The sequence below is a fragment of the Paenibacillus tyrphae genome, from assembly GCF_000722545.1.
Classification (GTDB): Bacteria; Bacillota; Bacilli; order Paenibacillales; family NBRC-103111; genus Paenibacillus_G; species Paenibacillus_G tyrfis.
On the sequence record NZ_JNVM01000001.1, the window covers coordinates 147,304 to 165,494 of the forward strand.

The following is an 18,191-nucleotide window of genomic DNA, read 5'->3' on the forward strand; positions in this document are numbered from 1 at the left end:
TGTACAAGCATTATACGAAACTCCACCGCCGCAAAACAACCTGACCCTCCTAATCTAGGAAATGAAAAAGCCGCCCTCATAAAGGACGGCTTTGCGATAGATGTTTTGAAGCTCTTACTTCTTATTGATGAATGCTTTCAGGGAAGCGTTCAGCTCATCCTTCAAGCCTGCAATAACTTGATCTTCGTTGAGGCCTTTTTCTTTCGCGATATCGGCAATCGTTTTGCCGTTGTTGAAATAGGTGCTCAACTCATCTTCAGTAATACCAAGTACTTTTGCTACGGACTCTTCGTCAACTTGAGCTTTCAGCTTGAGCTTTTTGCCGTAAGCGCCTTGCAGTTTGTCTTTATAGCCGCCTTTGCTGACAGCCGCAGTAACCGTGTCGTTTACTTCTTGTTTCAGTTGGTTGGCTTCATCCGAAGTAATGACTTTTTGGCTTAAAGCACTATCCACTCTTTCAAGCATAGGATTGACCAATCGGTTAAACAAATCTGTATGAGTTACCCCGTGGAGGTTGGCCACTTCCGAGATCGTTTTGCCTTTTTGGAGTTCATCCTTCAAATCATCCACGCTCATATCAATAATACCGGATGCTTGAACAACAATGGCATTCAAACCAAGATTTACACGCTTGTGCAAAGGAATGGAAGCATCCGGAACGACCGTGTACGTAATTTCGTCATCCGCAAAAGCCTTAGGGGCCGTTGCTAATCCGCCGATTCCACCAAACAATACTGCTGCTGCCACCGTACCTGCCATAACTTTACCTGTCCATTTTTTCATAATTCTCTCCACCTTATCCTTTTTTTATATTTCGAACATACGCTTGAACATTTGTTTTGAACAAACGTTTTGAACATATGTTCAACTCCCTATGATTTGTATCATACCACTGGATAAACCTCCCTGTCAACTCGCTCGAAATCATCAAGTATGTACATTTTTTGAACGAACCAGTTTGTGGTAAGGGACTTATTGCTAGTATAGGATGGAAATATGAACTCAACGTTACGTCAAGCTTAAAGGGAAATGAAAGAAAGCTTAAAAAAATCTTAAAACAAAGAGACCTTGATTTTTTAAATTTTTGCCGAACTGGGGAACTGCCCAGTCCACTAGACATTTCTCACATACTATAAAGTAAATCCAACCCGAAAGGAGCCGCTTATATGCACGATTACGATTGCTACTCCCCATGCCCGACCAAGACCGTTTACGATCCGCCCGTCCGGATCTACCGGGATTTTTTCCATCCCCAGCTCGTTCAGGTCGTTCGTCCCGTCGAAATCGTCAATCGCCATCATTGCGTCCCTTGCCCGCAGCACGTTTACTCTTATTCCGAAAGAGACGAATGGGTCAAAGACGGGCACAAAGGCTACTAAATGGTAGCCTTCTCCGCGGCGCCGTCCCGGTACGCAAAAGAGGAGCTTGCCTGTCGGCAGCTCCTCGCGATCCCCATATGTTACTTTGTTACATAGTATTCCGCACTCTATGATCCTGCTCCGCGGTACCGTTTCACCCCGTAATTCCACACCGTCAGCCCGAAGGTCAGGAAGACGAGCCCCACCAGCGGGGTAAGTAAGGCGAACGTTCCCCAATTTGCCCGGTCCAGAAAATAGGCGGCCGGATAAAACCCGACGAAGCCGAACGGCAGCACCCAAGTCAGCATGATGTTCAGAAGACGGTTGTAAATCGTCATCGGGTACCGCCCGTAGTTTTGCAGGTTCCACAGCAGCGGCAAAATGCCGGTAGGCGAATCCGAGAAAAACGACAGCGATGTAAAGAAAATGTACACGCCCCCGTAAATCATGATCGAACCGAGCACCAACACAAGCAGGATGAACGGATCGTACCACATCAGCCCGAGGTCAAGCTGCGTCCAGGAATAGATCATGATGATCAGGCCAACCAGCGCGCTGAACAGCGAGGACGGGTCCATATTTTCCAGCATCAGCTGCACCAGATTATGCGCCGGCCGGGTCAAGATCCGGTCCATCTCGCCTTTGACGATGTAACGCTCGGTGAATCCCCAGAGATTAAAAAACGTAATAAACAAGCCGTAAGGCACCATAAAATAGCCGTAGATAAACAAAATCTGCTGCTCGTTCCATTCGCCGATCGCCGCGGTATGCTGGAACACGACAAGAATGAAAAATAAATTCAACCCGTTAAACAACAGATCGGACAGCACCTCGATCCAAAAATCGGAACGGTAGGTGAGCCGCGTTTTCATGTAATTTTTCAAATAATCGACAAACAAGCCCGCATAGAACATGCGCCATCACCCTCCCTGCACGAACAGCCGCGTTCGTGCGCCCCGCCAAAGTACATAGAGCGGCACAATTAACAGCACGAACCAGACGATTTGGATGGCAAATACGTTGTAAACGGCGCTGCCGGCTACTTTGCCGGTGAAGACGGAGCCAGGCAAGTACGTGATCGCCGGAAACGGCAGCAGATTCATCAGATCCTGCGCCCAGCCCGGGAAGAATGACATCGGCACGACCAGTCCGGAGAACAAATCGACGGTTACCCGCTTCATCCGCATCATGCCTTCGTTGTTTTCAAGGAAAAAGGCGAACAGGCCGGTAATGATATTAATCTGCGTATTGATCAGGAAGCTGAAAAACAGCATGGCGAGAAAAATAACCCAGGTTAGCGGATCGGACGGCAGCTGCACCGGAAACAGGAACGCGACGATCACCATGCCCGGCACGGAAAATAGAAAGAACCGGAACAAGCCTTCGCCGAGACCCTGCATCATTTTGACGACGATGTAATTGTACGGGCGGATGAACTGGATCGCGACGCTACCGTCTTTGATCTCATTGGCAATTTCCCGGTCCAGATTGTTAAAATAAAACGCCCGCGCCATCCACGACACGGCCACGTAGGTCGTCATCTGTGTGACGGTCATCCCGCCGAGCAGCTCTTTCGTACCGTAAATCGCCTTCCATAGAAAATAATACGCCCCAATATTAAGGGCATAAATAATAATCCCGCTGTAATAATTGACCCGGTAAGCGAGCATCATCAGGAAGCGGATGCGGATAATGTCCAGATAGGCGCTAACCATGCAGCGTCACTTCCTGTTCTTCGCGCAGCTCCTTTTTCGCTTCCGCCGATCCGGACTTGTAAATTTCGCGCACGATGTCGTCCGTGTTCGTTTCAAGGATTTTAATGTCCTCGATCGTCGTTATACCGACAACCCGGCTAAGCACCTCAGAGACGCTTGCCGCCTGCTGCGGAATCCATACTTTAGCCGTCAGCTCGTTGTCGAGCGACCAGTCTACTTGCAGTCCTGCGGTCAGCTCCTGCAAACGGGGCAGCGATACCGGCTCCGAGAAACGGAGAATGACTTCCTTGCCTTTGCCCCAGCGCTCTTTCAGCTCCTCAAGTCCTCCGTCGTAAATGATCCGGCCGTCGTCGAGCATAATGACCCGGGAACACAGCGCTTCAATGTCCTGAAGATCATGGGTTGTCAGCAGAATGGTCGTACCGTACCGTTTGTTCATGGATTTTAGAAACTCGCGGATTTCCGTCTTGACCATAATATCCAAACCAATCGTAGGCTCGTCCAGAAACAAAATTTCCGGATTGTGAATGAGCGACGCGGCAAGCTCGCAGCGCATCCGCTGGCCTAGACTCAGCTTGCGCACAGGCCGGTTCAACAGCTCGCCAAGCTGCAGCCGCTCCACCAGTTCGTCCATGCGGCTGCGGTATTCCGCTTCCGGGACGCGGTACACTTTCTTGAGCAGCTGGAACGATTCGATCACGCCGATGTCCCACCAAAGCTGGCTGCGCTGGCCGAATACGACGCCGATGTTCCGGACGAATTTTTCCCTCTCTTTATAAGGAACGAAGCCGCCTACGCGAATATCGCCGGAGGTCGGGACGAGAATGCCGGTCAGCATTTTGATCGTAGTCGATTTACCCGCTCCGTTCTCGCCGATGTAGCCGCAAATCTCGCCCTGCGGAATTTGGAAGCTGATGTCTTTCACCGCGGCGACTTGGTTATACTCTCTCCTGAACAGGTCGCGCACAGCGCCTTTCAAGCCTTCCCGGTTTTTTTGCACTTTGAATTCTTTTCTCAGCCGATGCACGTCGATGGCGAGATTCATAGGTGAAGGTCCTCCTGTCAAAATATGCCGAAGCTTGCAGGCGCGGATTGAAACCTTTTATAATAATGAAATAGTTTCCTGCCCTAACGCATGCATGATCCTGCGGCATTGTCAAAACCTATACCCGTTATGATACACCAACCTTACGATCAGGAAAAGCGAACGCAACCAGAGGAGGGAAAATTCCCATGGTCCGTACGATAAAATGGTTTTTCATTTCGCTGCTGCTGCTGTTGCTTGCAGGAATCGGCTATTTTACATATTCTTTCGTTCAATTTGCCAACAACATTCAAAGTCATCCCGACACGACCAAATTCGGCGGGCTAACCCCGAAGCAGCTCAGCGTGTCGGACAGCTACACCCCGCCCAAATGGGAGGGCAATTCACGGGTAAACGTGCTCATTCTCGGCGGCGATTCCCGGGGACTCAAAAAGAACGAAGTTCCCCGTTCCGATTCGATCATGATCGCCTCCATCGATCCGGTGACGAAGAAAGCGTACTTATTCTCGATTCTGCGCGATACGTACGTGAAAATTCCGGGGCATGGCGAGGAACGCATCAATACGGCACTTGCCATCGGCGGGCCGAATCTGGCTATGCGCACGGTCAGCGACCTGCTCGGTATTCCGATTCAATATTTTTTCTATACCGATTTCAAGGGCTTTATCGCGCTGACCGACGCCATCGGCGGCATCGATCTCGAAGTGGAGAAGGATATGAAGTACCGCGATTCGGAAGACGGCCACGAGTACGATATCGATCTGAAAAAGGGCATGCAGCATCTCGACGGAAAAATGGCGCTCCAGTACGTCCGGTTTCGTCACGACGCCATGAGCGACTTTTCCCGGACCGAGCGGCAGCGCAAATTTTTGCAGGCCGTCGCGCAAAAAATGCAGACGACCGGTTCCCTGATCCGGTTGCCGAAAATATTGAACAGCATCGATCCTTACCTCGAAACGAACTTGACGACGACCGACATGCTGAAGCTCGGCACGCTCGCCTTCGAGGCCAAAACCGAGGGCATGGTCAGCCAGCAAATTCCGCCTTCCGAGCTGCTGATCGAAAAACGGGTCGGCGGCGCCGAAGTCCTCAGCGTAAACCGCACCAAGCTGCAGGATTACATTAAAGCGCTGTTCGAAGGCCGGGACCCTCTGGCCCCTGCCGGCAAGTCTGCCGAGAGCGGCAATAAAAGCACGACCGGCAACGCTCCGGTCAAAAAAAAATAGCAGCTATGATCATACGCGAGCGGGAGGCCAGGGGCTTCCCGCTTTTGACCTGAAAGGAGAACAGTTCTTATGATCGAGATGCACATTATTGATGCCTTTGCGGATAAGCCGTTTCACGGCAACCCCGCGGCGGTTTGTTTGCTGGAGCGCTATCCTTCCGACCCATGGCTTCAGCAGGTTGCGATGGAGATGAACTTGTCGGAAACGGCGTTTCTCTCCCCCCAACAGGACGGAAGCTACCGGCTTCGCTGGTTTACACCGACGGTCGAGGTCGACTTGTGCGGCCATGCTACACTGGCCAGCGCACACTACTTGTGGGAAACCGGGCGGGTAGACCGTAAACAGCCTTTGACCTTTCATACGCTTAGCGGCCAGTTGACGGCCTCCGCGAGCGAGGACGGTTGGATCCGGCTTGATTTTCCCGTGGAGCGGATCACCGAGACGGACGCGCCGGAACGATTGGCCGATGTCCTGGGCGGGGCCGTGTCCCGTTTTGTCGGAACCAACGGGCTGGATTTGCTGGTCGAGCTGGACTCGGAGGAAGCCGTACGCGGGCTGAAGCCCAATTTCGCCATCATGGCGGAGCTCGGCGTTCGTGGCGTGCTGGTTACAGCCCGTTCGCAGGATGAACGGTACGACTTCGCCTCCCGCTGCTTCTTCCCGGTGCTCGGAATCGACGAAGATCCGGTAACTGGATCGGCGCATTGCGCACTGGCGCCCTATTGGCGGGGCAAGCTGGGAAAAGACCGGATGACGGCCATTCAATCGTCTGCACGAACGGGCATTCTTAGACTGACGTTAGTCGATGACCGTCTTCACATTCATGGTCAAGCGGTAACGGTGCTTAAAGGCTCGCTTCTTCACCTTCCCGTAGAATGCGATCCGATCCAGAGAAAAATTCACTGCCGGAACGCAATCCTTTATAATGTAGATATACATAGATTAGATGGAAAGGACTTGAAACCTTATGAGCAATCCATTTGCGTCTAACGCATCCGAACCCAAGCCCCATGAACGCTCTGCAGCGCTTTATGCGGAGGCACTCGAGCATATCGTTGGCGGGGTCAACAGCCCTTCCCGCTCCTTCAAAGCCGTAGGCGGGGGAGCACCCGTTTTCATGAAACGGGGACAAGGAGCGTATTTCTGGGACGAAGACGGCAACCGCTACATCGACTATTTGGCTGCCTACGGTCCGATCATTCTCGGCCACGCGCATCCTCATGTGACATCCGCCATCGTCCGTGCGGCGGAGAACGGCACATTGTACGGTACACCGACCGAACTCGAGATTCGCTTCGCCCGCATGCTGAAAGAAGCGATTCCGTCGCTTGATAAGGTCCGCTTCGTCAACTCCGGCACCGAAGCCGTGATGACGACGATCCGGGTAGCCCGCGCCTATACAGGCCGGAACAAAATCATCAAATTCGCCGGCTGCTACCACGGCCATTCGGATCTTGTGCTCGTCGCCGCCGGCTCCGGCCCGTCCACCCTCGGCATACCGGACAGCGCCGGTATTCCGGTCAGCATCGCGCACGAGGTCATCACCGTGCCGTTCAACGACCTCGCCGCGCTGGACGCTGCACTGGAGCGTTGGGGCAGCGACGTGGCCGCGGTCATGGTCGAGCCCATTGTCGGCAACTTCGGCATGGTCATGCCGAAGCCCGGCTTCCTGGAAGGACTGTGCTCCGCCGCCCGCCGGAACGGCTCCCTTGTCATCTACGACGAGGTGATCACCGCGTTCCGCTTCCATTACGGCGCTGCCTCCACCTTCACTGGTATGCCCGAAGGCACCGACTACGCAGCCATCGAGCCCGATCTTACGGCCCTTGGGAAAATCATCGGCGGCGGACTGCCGATCGGCGCTTACGGCGGCCGCGCAGAGATCATGGCGCAAGTGGCGCCGCTCGGACCGGCATACCAAGCCGGCACCATGGCCGGCAATCCGGCATCGATTTCCGCCGGGATCGCGTGCCTGGAGGCGCTGCAAGAGCCCGGCACCTACGAGCGGCTGGACCGGCTCGGCGCCATGCTGGAAGCAGGCCTTGCCGAAGGGGCTCGCAATCATGGCATTGCGCTAACCGTGAACCGCATTCGTGGCGCGTTGTCGACACACTTTTGCGACCATCCGGTTACGAACTACGACGAGGCGCAAAATACGGACGGCGAACAGTTTGCAGCCTTTTTCCGCTACATACTGGAGGACGGCATCTGCCTGGCTCCGTCCAAATATGAAGCCTGGTTCTTGACCACGGCCCATACGGACGAAGACGTCGCTTATACGATTGAAGCGGCAAATCGCGCATTCGCCCGCATGAACGCTTAACCGAGCAATCGGCAATAAATTCCATTTATCACCCAAATCACGAACTATTATCGGACAAAGGTAATAGTTCGTTCGTTTTTTATGAACCCTCATCATTCCGCTCCGAAATTGCCTTTATTCACCAGTTATGCAAAATAGACAGCGCTTACAATCAACATTTCCCTTCAATGTTCTATTGTCTCACATGAAATTTCGTGATATTCTATAAATACTTTTAAACTAAGTAAATTCGGCTAAATGTAAGGTTTTTGCCATGTTAACTATGAAGCTGTGCGTTTGGACGGTTGGGGTGAAGCCTCATTTATCACCCGCTTCCGCACAGCTTCTGCTGAATCGAGAAACTGAAAACCAAGTCAATTATGCAGAATAAATGTATTTTTATTCATTGCAATGATTCGTTGGCTCTTTCCGCTTTCTTGCTTCACATGAACAAAGCCTTCTTTTCAGGACGAACCCGCAACTAATTTTAATGGGAGGTGACGGTCAGCCTGCTGACCACGAGAATGAATCAAGTTATGCGCAATGAAGGCCGCTTTCAGAATTTATTGGCCACCGAACATGATAGCTGCGGTATCATCTGTATTATTGAAAAAGACGGATTTCCGTCCCGCGACAACATTCAAAAGACGATCGACGCTCTCGTGAAAATGGAACATCGTTCGGGTTTCATAAACGGGGAAGGCGACGGCTGCGGCATCCTGACCGACATTCCGCGCGCCCTGTGGGAGAAAAAGCTGACCGACGCCGGTCTCGACGGCAAGCTTGCTTATGACGAGCGCTTCTCCGTCGCGCACATTTTCGTGCCGCGCAAGCTGGACATCTCCGCTCCCGATATGCAAAAAGGAATCCGCGAGCTGTTCTCCCAGTTCCAGGTAAGCATCCTTCTGGAGCAGGAAAATCAAGTGGACAGCAGCGTGCTCGGTCCGAACGGACGCAACGACGAACCAACCTTCTGGCAAATCGCAGGTCTGTGCGACAAGCAGGAAGTGAAAGTCTCCGACCATCTGTTTGAGCTTCATGTGGCGATCGAAGCCAAATATAACGTACACGTCGCCACCCTCAGTAACGTCACGGCCGCTTACAAAGTGATGGGCGCCGCCAGCATTTTGCCGAAATACTTCAATGACACCCGCGACCCGCTGTTCGCAGCGCAGGTTACTATCGGACACAACCGATACTCCACGAACACTCAATCCAGCTTTTTCCGCGTGCAGCCGTTCTCGCTGCTTGGCCATAACGGCGAGATCAATACGGTAAAAAAGATGCGGATCGAAGCCGATATGGTCGGCGTGCCCCTCGTTGACGGCGGCAGCGACTCCCAGGACATGAACCGTACTATCGAAACGTTCATTCACCGTTTCGGCCTCAGCTTGTTCGAAGCGATGGAAGTCGTTTTCCCTCCGATTCTTAACGAAATGAAGCTTTTCCGTCCAGAACTGCAGGACATGTACGTCTACTTCCGCCAAGCTTGGGGGCATTACGCGCAAGGACCGGCAGGGATCGTTTCCCGTTACGGCAACGAGTGCATTTTTAGCGTCGATGCGCTAGGTCTGCGTCCGGTATGGATGGTGGAAAGCGAAACGTCCCTGTATTTCTCCTCGGAGCAAGGCGTCATTACGGTCGGCGAGATGGTCGCAGATCCGAAACCGATTGCACCGGGCGAAAAAGTTGGCGTCGTCCTGACACCGGGCGAGCATGTACAGGTGATTCCTTATCATCTGGTGCAATCCGCCGTGCTGGAGCGCGTGCAAAGCCGTCTTGGACTCGAAGGACAGCGCAAGCACTTGAACAATGTAATTCCGGCCGTCGAAGCAGCGCCTTCCGCCGACGTCACGCCGACGGATGCGCTCTACAGCGCGTTCGGATGGGACCGCGACGGCATCCAAATGATCGAAACGACCGCCGAAACCGGCGCGGAGCCGATTCGCTCGCTCGGCCACGACAGCCCGCATGCCGCGTTGAACTGGGAGCGTCAGAATATTCCGGATTTCATCAAAGAAAGCGTTGCAGTTGTTACCAACCCGGCGATCGACCGTGACCGTGAAATGGAGCATTTCTCCACACGCGTTGTCGTAGGGCCTCGCCCGGCCGTGTACAGCCAGCCGGATGACCGGCTGCGGGTAGAGCTGCTTTATCCCGTCGTGCTTGAGGGCAGCAACGGTATCGACTCTTTAGCCGAGTTGAAACAACCGAGCTACGAGCAGCTTGTCGCCATGTTCGGTGCGCAAACCGGCGATGCCGTCGCCACGTTGTCGACGACGTTCGCCCACGGCACTTCGCTGAAGGATGCCCTGGAGCAGCTTGCAGCGGACGCCGTGCAAGCCGTGCGCAAAGGCGCAATGCTGCTTGTGCTGGACGACAGCGAGGCGCATCAGAACGACCGGCTGTGGATGGACCCGCATCTGGCCGTATCCAAAGTCGATATCGCGCTTCGCGAAGTGAAGCTCGGTTACGGCGACAACCTGCGCCGTCAAACGACAATCGTGCTGCGCAGCGCGGCTATCCGCAACCTGCACGATATGGCCGTTGCTTGCGGCTTGGGCGCAGATGTACTGTCCCCTTACATCTTGTTTGCTACGGCAGCGGCGAAGGACGGCGCACCAGCGGCACGCAAAGTGTTCACCGCGTTGATGAAAGGCTTGGAGAAAGTCATCTCCACGATCGGTACGCATGAACTTCGCGGTTACACCCGCTTCTTCTCATCCATCGGCCTGAAACCGGAGCTCGCCGACGTGCTGGATATTGTAAACTACCTGGGCAGCGATAAGGCTGGAACCGGCTTTGCCGAACTTGAAACCGATGCCGAAGCCCGTTACAACGATTTTGCCAATCCGAAAGCAAAAGCAGCCCGCAACTTCCGCTTCTTCCAACGGATGTGGAAAGCGCTCGGCGATGCGGCTTCCGGAGCGGCTCCATACGAAGACTATCGCGACAAGCTGCGTGAAGAGGAAAAGAAAAACGGTATTTCCATCCGTCACGTTGCGGATTTCAATTATGAGAAAGCGCACGCCGAAGGCCGCAAGCCGCTCGACCCTTCCCAAGTCGAAATTGGAATCGGCGGCCACGATCTGCCGATGCTCATCTCTTCCATGTCCTTCGGATCGCAGAACGAGACGGCATTCCGCGCTTACGCCGAAGCCGGCGAGCGCCTGAACATGGTAACGATGAACGGCGAAGGCGGCGAGATCAAAGACATGCTCGGCCGTTATAAGCGGACCCGCGGCGCCCAAGTCGCATCCGGACGTTTCGGCGTTAACGTTGAGCTTGCTAACGCTGTTGCCTTCTTGGAAATCAAGATCGGTCAAGGCGCGAAACCGGGCGAAGGCGGTCACCTGCCGGGCTCGAAAGTAACGGCCAAGATCGCATTGGCACGGAACGCAACTATCGGCTCCGACCTGATATCGCCGTCCAACAACCATGACATTTATTCGATCGAGGACTTGGCGCAAATCATTTCCGAGTTGAAGGAAGCAAGCGGACGCAAGGCCAAAATCATCGTGAAAGTTCCGGTCGTTCCTGGGATCGGCACAATTGCAGTCGGCGTTGCCAAAGCAGGCGCGGATGTGATCACGTTGTCCGGTTTTGACGGCGGTACGGGTGCAGCCCGGATTCACTCCATTACGCACGTCGGTCTGCCGACCGAAATCGGTACGAAGCTGGCGCACATCGCGCTGATCGAAGCCGGATTGCGTCACAAAGTGGAGCTCTGGTCCGACGGCGGCATGAAATCCGGTGCCGACGTTGTGAAAATGATCATGCTCGGCGCGAACCGCATCGGCTTCGGCTCCATCGCAATGCAGTCCATCGGCTGTACAACGTGCCGTGGCTGTCATTTGGATACTTGTCACGTCGGCATCGCGACGCAAATCGACTCGATGGAAGAAGCGGAAGAAAAAGGCCTTCGCCGCTTCGTGCCTCGTGTCTACGATACGACTGTTGAATCGCTTGTTCGTTTGTTTGGCGGGATCGGCCGTGAAGTACGGGACATCGTCGCTCAGCTCGGCTTTGCAGACCTGCAGGACCTCGTCGGCCGTTCCGACCTGCTGCAGCAAGTAAGCCATCTTGAGAAAATCGATCTGTCCGACCTGCTCCGTCCGGCTCCGCTGTCCTTGGCGGCAGCACAAGAAGCTTTGGAGGAAGTCGCAGCAGCGGTATCCTCGGATATTCGCATTGCAGCAGGTGCGGAAGGCCAGCAATTTTTCCCGGATGCCGTTTCGTTCGAATCGCCGGTAGAACGCACTTGGTCCAAGGTCGATGCGGAATCCCGCATCCTTGGCAGCCGCTATGCAAGCCACCGCGTAAGAGACCGTTTCGACGGCAGCTACGATGCACTGCCTCCGGTAAGCATCACCATGACCGAAGGCTCCGTACCGGGTAACGGATTGGCTGCTTTCAATGCCCGCGGCGTAAACATCACGGTTCACGGCGGTGCGGAAGACGGCGTCGGCAAAATGTCGCTCGGCGGTAAAGTCGCCATCCTGAAAGCACCAAGCAAGCATAAGCAGTTCATCAATGGCTCCGTGGGCAAGTCGTTTGGCTACGGCGCGCAAAAAGGCTTGTTCCTGATTCAAGGCAATGCCGATACCAGAGCCTGCATCCGGTTCTCCGGCGCAGACGTCGTATTCGGCGGCGAAATTACGGCACCGATTCAAGACGAGCTCGGCGGCATTGCAGCCCGCGCGAACATGAAAGGCTTCGCCTTTGAATACATGACCAATGGCCGCGCTGTTGTACTCGGCGATCCAGGTCCTTGGATTTGCGCAGGGATGACGGGCGGCGTCATTTACCAACGCCTCGTACCAGAGATGGGTCTGGATCAAGCCGCCATCGAACGCCGGGTCGCCAAAGGCGCCAAGGTCAAAATCGAACCGGTCGGCGTACAAAGCGTGAAAGACTTGAACGAACTTCTCGGCACTTACCATGAAGAGCTTGTGAAATCCGGACAACCGGAAGCCGCAGCGAAAGTGGAGCATTTGCTGAACAACCTGCAAACGAGCTTCGTTCGGATTGCTCCGGTCGGTCTGCAAGCCGATCAATCGGTAGCTACCGAATAAACCCAATAAGAGTCAACCTTCGTAAGATCCTCATCAAAAAAAAGCAGCGTTACCCGAACGAACGTTTGGGAATACGCTGCTTTTTTATATGCTATAGATAATGGGCAACTTAGCCTTTCGCCGCCCGGTAAGCTTCGATATATTGCGCGGCTTTTTGGGCTACCAGACTGTAATTGCCCGTTTTGACGGCTTCCGTTGTCAGGTCGGAACCGATACCGACGGCCACTGCGCCCGCCTTGATCCATTCGGCAAGATTGTCCAGCGAGACGCCTCCGGTCGGCATAACGTTGGCTTGCGGAAGCGGTCCTTTGATCGCTTTGATCGTCGATGGCGAGTATAGATTGCCCGGGAACAGCTTCACGATGTCTACGCCGAGCTCCAGTGCCCGTTGAATTTCTTGAATCGTCATCACGCCCGGCATAACAGGCACGCGGTACCGGTTGCACAACGTAACCGTATCCGGATTTAACGCCGGACCAACCACGAATTCCGCTCCGCTTAGAATGCCCGCCCGCGCCGTTTCCGGGTCCAATACCGTCCCTACGCCGATAATCGCATACTTTGACGGATCCTGCGTGGAGCTTGTATATTTCTTGGCAAGCCTCTCGATGGCTTGTAACGCAAATGGCACCGTCATTGTCACTTCGATAACTTTAATGCCGCCTGCGATCGCCTGTTCGGCCATTTCGACGACTTCTTCCGGCGTTTCTCCGCGCAGAACGGCTACCACGCCTTCACTAGTCAGCTGCTGCAAAAGCTTGATTTTTTTCATATACTCTCATCCGTTCCTAATATGAAGTTAGTAGTGCATGGATTCATTGCGTCGGATACTACCTCTCAACATGCTTTACGTTGTTAAGAAACGCCTCCACTTGCTCCCAAGTCGGAATGCCCTCCCAGTCTCCCTCCATCTGTACCACCATACAGCCGATCAGGTTACCGAGGCGGACCGCTTCTTCCAAACTATAGCCCTTGAGCAAACCAACGAAAAAGCCTGCACAAAAACCATCTCCTGCCCCGACCGTATCCACCACTTGCTCCGCTTTAAAATAAGGCACCGAGCTTACACGTCCTTGCTCTACAATATACGTAACGTCTTCGCCGCCCTTGACGATCGATACCGCTTTGAGCTGGCTGAGATGGGCCACGATGTCGTCGAAGCTGTCCGTTTGATACAGCAGCTTCAGCTCGTCTAACCCAGGCAAGAAATAATCCGCTTCTTGGGCCAACTCTAACAGCACCTCTCGCGCTTCTTCCAAAGACCACAGCTTCAGCCTCAAGTTCGGATCAAAACAGACCCTCACGCCATGTTTGCGGGCCAGCTTCATCGCTTCCCTGACCGTTTCCCGGCAGGTCGGACTTAGCGCAGTCGTAATGCCCGTTACATGCAAATATTTAGCCTGCTTAATATATTGCTCGTCCAAATGCTCCGGCTTCAGCGTACTGGCCGCGGAGCCTTTGCGGTAATAGTACACCGATGTTTTCCCGGATACCACCTCGCGGAGCATTAAGCCGGTCGGCGCTTCCGTTGTTAGCTCCACACGGGAGACATCCACGCCCTCGCCGCGGATTTTTTTCATGATCATGCGGCCAAGCGGATCTTTCCCAAGGCGGCTGAACCAGCCTGCTCTGTGGCCCAGACGGGCCACCCCGATCGCTACATTACTTTCCGCACCGCCAAACAGCCCTTGGAAGCGGGACGAATATTCGATTCCTTTGCTTCCTTCCGGCATCATCAGTGCCATCGATTCCCCGAATGTAATGATTTCCGGCTGAAACATCTGCTGCTGCTCCGCTCGTCCGTTCTCCATCATTATCTCGTCATCCATCCCCCGTCCACGCAAAGCACGTGGCCGCTCATGTAGTCTGAAGCCTGTGACGCGAGGAATACGACCGGTCCTTGCATATCTTCCGTTGTTCCCCAGCGTCCGGCTGGAATACGTACCAAAATTTGCGAGCTGCGCTCTTCATCCGCACGAAGTGCCGCCGTATTGTCGGTAGCCATGTACCCCGGGGCGATAGCGTTAACTTGAATGCCTTTACTGGCCCACTCGTTCGCAAGCGCTTTAGTTACCCCGGCAATCGCATGCTTGGAAGCGGTATAGCCCGGCACATTGATCCCGCCTTGAAAGCTTAACATCGATGCAATATTTATAATTTTACCTGACCCTTGTTTAATCATTTCACGCCCAATAAGCTGTGACAGGAAAAAAACAGAGTTTAAGTTCAAATTCAGCACGTCATGCCAGTCTTGCGCCGCGTGATCGGCAGCCGGCGTACGCCGAATAATCCCGGCATTATTAACCAAAATATCAATTTTCCCAAAAACGGACAACGCCTCGTCTACCACGCTCTTCAATACGCTTTCATCCATCAGATCCGCTATGATGGTGTGTGCCTTGCGGCCCATCGCTTGGATTTGTTGCTCAACCTCACGCGAACGGTCGCTACTCGTTACGATAACGACGTCTGCGCCTGCCTTGGCCAAGCCTAAGGAAATACCCGCACCAAGACCTACGGCTCCCCCGGTTACTAAAGCCACTTTTCCGGTCAAATCAAACAAATTCATCTCTAACACCCCATTTAAACGTTTTAAGCGTATCCGAGCTTGCGTTCTAATCGGATTGCTCATTCCTTTTATTATAAGTCATACTGCTGCAAACTGCTATAGCCGGGTCCAAAATGTAACCGGAACGTTAAATTTTGTAGACAATTTGTATAGCTCAAGGCTCTCCTGATGGTTATGTAAAAGAACAGCCCCTGTATCGAAAGGAGCTGTCCTTTTGTGGAGTAAGCATTTTCGAGGGTTACTTAGCCTGTCTTCGTAAATTCTCCAGAGTAAGCGTATTTCACTTCCTCGATCGTTACGGCAAAGCTGCCGGCAGGAATTTCAATCGTTTGTTCCGCACCGGACGTAGCTAAGAGCAACTGCCGGCCCATCGGGGATAAGAATGAAACATAGTTTTTATCAGGCGCGGTTAAGGTTGGGAATACAATCGTAAACGTTTCCTCTAAACCGTCTTCCTCATACTTCACTTTTACACTGCTGCCGATCAGCACTTTGGAATATAAGGACTGCATAAACTGCACTTCATCTTGCGCCAATAGGCGTTCCAAAACTGCCGTGTATTGTTCGATGAGCTTTTCGAGATTCACTCGTTCCTTGCCTTGCTGCGGGCAAAAGTCATCAAGAAACGCACTACTTTGTTCGTCAAAATAGAGCAATTGGTTAATTAATTGGGCACGGGCACCACGTCCGAAACTAGGGTTCATAGTAGATATCCCCCCCTATATACGTTCTTATCCTTCGTGAGTTTAGCCTTTGTACTGCCATAGGACTCATATGCCTTCCTCCTTAATAAAATAAGCCCCTCGAAAGGAGCTTTAACCCATTGTATCAGAACTTTTCCATAAATGCCATGATCCCAGAAATTGAACTGCGAAAGCTTAACCTACGTGCTCTCATCCGCTATATAACGACAACTGGCCACCCTATATAAACAGGATCGGTTTAGACAATAGAATACAACAAAAAAAGGCCTGCTTCCAGACCTCTTTAATTTCGAATATGACGTCCCAGGAGGGATTCGAACCCCCGACCGACGGCTTAGAAGGCCGTTGCTCTATCCAGCTGAGCTACTGGAACTTGCATATGGAGCGGGTGATGGGAATCGAACCCACGCTACCAGCTTGGAAGGCTGGAGTTCTACCATTGAACTACACCCGCATTAAAATATTGAATGGTCGGGACGACACGATTCGAACATGCGACCCCCTGGTCCCAAACCAGGTGCTCTACCAAGCTGAGCTACGTCCCGTTATAAATGCCGGTAGAGGGACTTGAACCCCCACGGTTTCCCTCACGATTTTGAGTCGCGCGCGTCTGCCAATTCCGCCATACCGGCATATCATAAATGGAGCGGAAGACGGGATTCGAACCCGCGACCCTCGCCTTGGCAAGGCGATGCTCTACCCCTGAGCCACTTCCGCAAACTAACCTTAGATTAAAACTAAAAAGTGCAAATGTCAATCTTCATAAGCAAAAGTTGCGATGGAGCGGAAGACGGGATTCGAACCCGCGACCCTCGCCTTGGCAAGGCGATGCTCTACCCCTGAGCCACTTCCGCTCAATTTATTTTGTAAGAAGATGAGCCATGTAGGACTCGAACCTACGACACCCTGATTAAAAGTCAGGTGCTCTACCAACTGAGCTAATGGCTCGTGCTGAAAATACTGGGGATCTAGGATTCGAACCTAGGCATGACGGAGTCAAAGTCCGTTGCCTTACCGCTTGGCTAATCCCCATGACTATGGGGCGATCGAAGGGAATCGAACCCTCGAATGTCGGAGCCACAATCCGATGCGTTAACCACTTCGCCACGACCGCCATATGAATTGCCAAGTGGCATAAATGGTGCCGTCGAGAGGAATCGAACCTCCGACCTACGCATTACGAGTGCGTTGCTCTACCGCTGAGCTACGACGGCACGTTACATAAATTAAAAATTTCGGAACCCTCGGATATCGTCCGTTTCGTTCCGAAGTTAAAAGCTTCTAAATGGCGGAGCCGACGGGATTCGAACCCGCGGTCTCCTGCGTGACAGGCAGGCATGTTAGGCCTCTACACCACGGCTCCACACAAATGAAATTGGTTGCGGGGGCAGGATTTGAACCTGCGGCCTTCGGGTTATGAGCCCGACGAGCTACCGGGCTGCTCCACCCCGCGTCAGTAAATAATTCTATGGTGGAGGCTGACGGGATCGAACCGCCGACCCTCTGCTTGTAAGGCAGATGCTCTCCCAGCTGAGCTAAGCCTCCATGGGATAATGGTGACCCGTAGGGGATTCGAACCCCTGTTACCTCCGTGAAAGGGAGGTGTCTTAACCCCTTGACCAACGGGCCATGCTTTAAAATAAAGTACGATGATGAAAATCTACGGAGAGAGAGGGATTCGAACCCTCGAGACGCTTGTGACGCCTACACGATTTCCAATCGTGCTCCTTCGGCCAGCTCGGACACCTCTCCAAGAATGGCTCCCCGAACAGGACTCGAACCTGTGACAACTCGATTAACAGTCGAGTGCTCTACCAACTGAGCTATCAGGGAACGTTAACAGTTAAGGAGTATGAAGTGTCGAATCATATCCGCTTGGCGACGTCCTACTCTCCCAGGACCCTGCGGTCCAAGTACCATCGGCGCTGGAAGGCTTAACGGTCGTGTTCGGGATGGGTACGCGTGGTTCCCTTCCGCCATCATCACCAAACGGATGTCGATGTTTCTGCCACGAAACATCTCTACTTTAACTCAAGGCGACTTGCACCCTAAAAACTGGATCGAAACAAAGCATTCCGATATATCTTTTCTCGCTCCGTTGACTGCGTCAAAAGTCGCTCCTAAAAGATATATCTTCACTGATATCTAAACCTTAGTCGCTTCCGAAGCGAACTTCGGAAGACTTATTGGATAAGCC

The 18,191-nt window shown here is 53.1% G+C and carries 13 protein-coding genes, 16 tRNA genes and 1 rRNA gene; 5 read left to right on the forward strand and 25 right to left on the reverse strand.

Features of this window, described 5'->3' with window-relative positions; all coding sequences use genetic code 11:
• Positions 1-114 precede the first annotated feature (114 nt).
• A complete protein-coding gene (locus ET33_RS00735; protein WP_036675191.1) occupies positions 115-783 on the reverse strand; it encodes a hypothetical protein in 669 nt (222 codons plus the stop codon).
• A gap of 383 nt (positions 784-1,166) precedes the next feature.
• On the opposite strand from ET33_RS00735, the gene ET33_RS00740 reads away from it, so the two are divergent.
• Positions 1,167-1,379: a hypothetical protein gene (locus ET33_RS00740; RefSeq protein ID WP_036675193.1), complete on the forward strand. Its 213-nt coding sequence runs from the start codon at positions 1,167-1,169 to the stop codon at positions 1,377-1,379.
• Between the two features lie 107 nt (positions 1,380-1,486).
• On the opposite strand, the gene ET33_RS00745 is transcribed toward ET33_RS00740, so the two are convergent.
• From ET33_RS00745 to ET33_RS00755, 3 genes are read right to left on the reverse strand one after another with little or no spacing between them, the layout of a single operon-like run.
• Entirely contained in the window at positions 1,487-2,272 is a 786-nt protein-coding gene (locus ET33_RS00745) for an ABC transporter permease (protein WP_036675195.1), read from the reverse strand.
• A gap of 6 nt (positions 2,273-2,278) precedes the next feature.
• Positions 2,279-3,073 carry an ABC transporter permease gene (locus ET33_RS00750; RefSeq protein WP_036675196.1) on the reverse strand — a complete coding sequence of 265 codons (795 nt, stop codon included), beginning with the start codon at positions 3,071-3,073 and terminating at the stop codon, positions 2,279-2,281.
• Positions 3,066-4,118, reverse strand: coding sequence for an ABC transporter ATP-binding protein (locus tag ET33_RS00755; protein ID WP_036675198.1), 1,053 nt, complete (start codon positions 4,116-4,118; stop codon positions 3,066-3,068). Before ET33_RS00755 ends, ET33_RS00750 begins: the two co-directional genes overlap by 8 nt.
• 188 nt (positions 4,119-4,306) lie before the next feature.
• Between ET33_RS00755 and ET33_RS00760 the strand changes: the two genes are divergently transcribed.
• From ET33_RS00760 to ET33_RS00775, 4 genes are all read left to right on the forward strand, one after another.
• Positions 4,307-5,344 (forward strand): LCP family protein, encoded by a 1,038-nt coding sequence (locus ET33_RS00760; protein ID WP_036675199.1) that lies wholly within the window; start codon positions 4,307-4,309, stop codon positions 5,342-5,344.
• A gap of 69 nt (positions 5,345-5,413) precedes the next feature.
• Positions 5,414-6,334: a PhzF family phenazine biosynthesis protein gene (locus ET33_RS00765; RefSeq protein WP_235206607.1), complete on the forward strand. Its 921-nt coding sequence runs from the start codon at positions 5,414-5,416 to the stop codon at positions 6,332-6,334.
• Positions 6,312-7,667, forward strand: a complete 1,356-nt coding sequence (locus ET33_RS00770; RefSeq protein ID WP_036675201.1) for a glutamate-1-semialdehyde 2,1-aminomutase — start codon at positions 6,312-6,314, stop codon at positions 7,665-7,667. The genes ET33_RS00765 and ET33_RS00770 overlap by 23 nt, the downstream gene beginning before the upstream one ends.
• A 515-nt stretch (positions 7,668-8,182) precedes the next feature.
• Positions 8,183-12,721 carry a glutamate synthase-related protein gene (locus ET33_RS00775; RefSeq protein WP_051775007.1) on the forward strand — a complete coding sequence of 1,513 codons (4,539 nt, stop codon included), beginning with the start codon at positions 8,183-8,185 and terminating at the stop codon, positions 12,719-12,721.
• A 109-nt stretch (positions 12,722-12,830) separates the two neighbouring features.
• Here ET33_RS00775 and ET33_RS00780 read toward each other — a convergent pair whose 3' ends face one another.
• The 21 genes from ET33_RS00780 to rrf all read right to left on the reverse strand — a co-directional run bounded on the left by ET33_RS00780 (position 12,831) and on the right by rrf (position 17,984).
• Positions 12,831-13,493 (reverse strand): bifunctional 2-keto-4-hydroxyglutarate aldolase/2-keto-3-deoxy-6-phosphogluconate aldolase, encoded by a 663-nt coding sequence (locus ET33_RS00780; RefSeq protein WP_036675205.1) that lies wholly within the window; start codon positions 13,491-13,493, stop codon positions 12,831-12,833.
• Between the two features lie 58 nt (positions 13,494-13,551).
• Entirely contained in the window at positions 13,552-14,550 is a 999-nt protein-coding gene (locus ET33_RS00785; RefSeq protein ID WP_407668065.1) for a sugar kinase, read from the reverse strand.
• The gene (gene kduD / locus ET33_RS00790) at positions 14,535-15,290 is read right to left on the reverse strand and encodes a 2-dehydro-3-deoxy-D-gluconate 5-dehydrogenase KduD (protein ID WP_036675209.1); all 756 of its coding nucleotides are present in this window, start codon (positions 15,288-15,290) and stop codon (positions 14,535-14,537) included. The genes ET33_RS00785 and kduD overlap by 16 nt, the downstream gene beginning before the upstream one ends.
• Positions 15,291-15,532: 242 nt before the next feature.
• Positions 15,533-15,994 carry a GreA/GreB family elongation factor gene (locus ET33_RS00795; RefSeq protein WP_036675210.1) on the reverse strand — a complete coding sequence of 154 codons (462 nt, stop codon included), beginning with the start codon at positions 15,992-15,994 and terminating at the stop codon, positions 15,533-15,535.
• A 299-nt stretch (positions 15,995-16,293) separates the two neighbouring features.
• Positions 16,294-16,367: transfer RNA gene (locus tag ET33_RS00800), tRNA-Arg, on the reverse strand.
• Between the two features lie 7 nt (positions 16,368-16,374).
• Positions 16,375-16,448 (reverse strand) — tRNA-Gly (locus tag ET33_RS00805).
• A gap of 14 nt (positions 16,449-16,462) precedes the next feature.
• Positions 16,463-16,539: transfer RNA gene (locus tag ET33_RS00810), tRNA-Pro, on the reverse strand.
• A gap of 7 nt (positions 16,540-16,546) precedes the next feature.
• Positions 16,547-16,626: transfer RNA gene (locus ET33_RS00815), tRNA-Leu, on the reverse strand.
• A gap of 10 nt (positions 16,627-16,636) precedes the next feature.
• Positions 16,637-16,711, reverse strand: a tRNA-Gly gene (locus tag ET33_RS00820).
• Between the two features lie 62 nt (positions 16,712-16,773).
• A tRNA-Gly gene (locus ET33_RS00825) sits at positions 16,774-16,848 on the reverse strand.
• A gap of 21 nt (positions 16,849-16,869) precedes the next feature.
• Positions 16,870-16,942 (reverse strand) — tRNA-Lys (locus tag ET33_RS00830).
• 12 nt (positions 16,943-16,954) lie between these two features.
• Positions 16,955-17,026, reverse strand: a tRNA-Gln gene (locus ET33_RS00835).
• Between the two features lie 6 nt (positions 17,027-17,032).
• A tRNA-His gene (locus ET33_RS00840) sits at positions 17,033-17,108 on the reverse strand.
• A gap of 25 nt (positions 17,109-17,133) precedes the next feature.
• A tRNA-Thr gene (locus tag ET33_RS00845) sits at positions 17,134-17,208 on the reverse strand.
• 72 nt (positions 17,209-17,280) lie between these two features.
• Positions 17,281-17,357 (reverse strand) — tRNA-Asp (locus ET33_RS00850).
• Between the two features lie 13 nt (positions 17,358-17,370).
• Positions 17,371-17,447, reverse strand: a tRNA-Met gene (locus ET33_RS00855).
• Positions 17,448-17,463: 16 nt separating this feature from the next.
• Positions 17,464-17,539 (reverse strand) — tRNA-Val (locus ET33_RS00860).
• A 9-nt stretch (positions 17,540-17,548) separates the two neighbouring features.
• Positions 17,549-17,623 (reverse strand) — tRNA-Glu (locus ET33_RS00865).
• 34 nt (positions 17,624-17,657) lie between these two features.
• Positions 17,658-17,746, reverse strand: a tRNA-Ser gene (locus ET33_RS00870).
• Positions 17,747-17,751: 5 nt separating this feature from the next.
• A tRNA-Asn gene (locus tag ET33_RS00875) sits at positions 17,752-17,827 on the reverse strand.
• A 40-nt stretch (positions 17,828-17,867) separates the two neighbouring features.
• Positions 17,868-17,984, reverse strand: a 5S ribosomal RNA gene (gene rrf / locus ET33_RS00880).
• Positions 17,985-18,191: the final 207 nt, after the last annotated feature.

Bases quoted from the DNA above. Each gene is read 5' to 3' on its own strand.
- ET33_RS00785 (WP_407668065.1), bottom strand. From the start codon at position 14,550: ATGGATGACGAGATAATGATGGAGAACGGACGAGCGGAGCAGCAGCAG.
- ET33_RS00795 (WP_036675210.1), bottom strand. From the start codon at position 15,994: ATGAACCCTAGTTTCGGACGTGGTGCCCGTGCCCAATTAATTAACCAA.
- ET33_RS00770 (WP_036675201.1), top strand. From the start codon at position 6,312: ATGAGCAATCCATTTGCGTCTAACGCATCCGAACCCAAGCCCCATGAA.
- ET33_RS00780 (WP_036675205.1), bottom strand. From the start codon at position 13,493: ATGAAAAAAATCAAGCTTTTGCAGCAGCTGACTAGTGAAGGCGTGGTA.
- ET33_RS00740 (WP_036675193.1), top strand. From the start codon at position 1,167: ATGCACGATTACGATTGCTACTCCCCATGCCCGACCAAGACCGTTTAC.
- ET33_RS00745 (WP_036675195.1), bottom strand. From the start codon at position 2,272: ATGTTCTATGCGGGCTTGTTTGTCGATTATTTGAAAAATTACATGAAA.
- kduD (WP_036675209.1), bottom strand. From the start codon at position 15,290: ATGAATTTGTTTGATTTGACCGGAAAAGTGGCTTTAGTAACCGGGGGA.
- ET33_RS00760 (WP_036675199.1), top strand. From the start codon at position 4,307: ATGGTCCGTACGATAAAATGGTTTTTCATTTCGCTGCTGCTGCTGTTG.
- ET33_RS00765 (WP_235206607.1), top strand. From the start codon at position 5,414: ATGATCGAGATGCACATTATTGATGCCTTTGCGGATAAGCCGTTTCAC.
- ET33_RS00775 (WP_051775007.1), top strand. From the start codon at position 8,183: ATGCGCAATGAAGGCCGCTTTCAGAATTTATTGGCCACCGAACATGAT.
- ET33_RS00750 (WP_036675196.1), bottom strand. From the start codon at position 3,073: ATGGTTAGCGCCTATCTGGACATTATCCGCATCCGCTTCCTGATGATG.
- ET33_RS00755 (WP_036675198.1), bottom strand. From the start codon at position 4,118: ATGAATCTCGCCATCGACGTGCATCGGCTGAGAAAAGAATTCAAAGTG.
- ET33_RS00735 (WP_036675191.1), bottom strand. From the start codon at position 783: ATGAAAAAATGGACAGGTAAAGTTATGGCAGGTACGGTGGCAGCAGCA.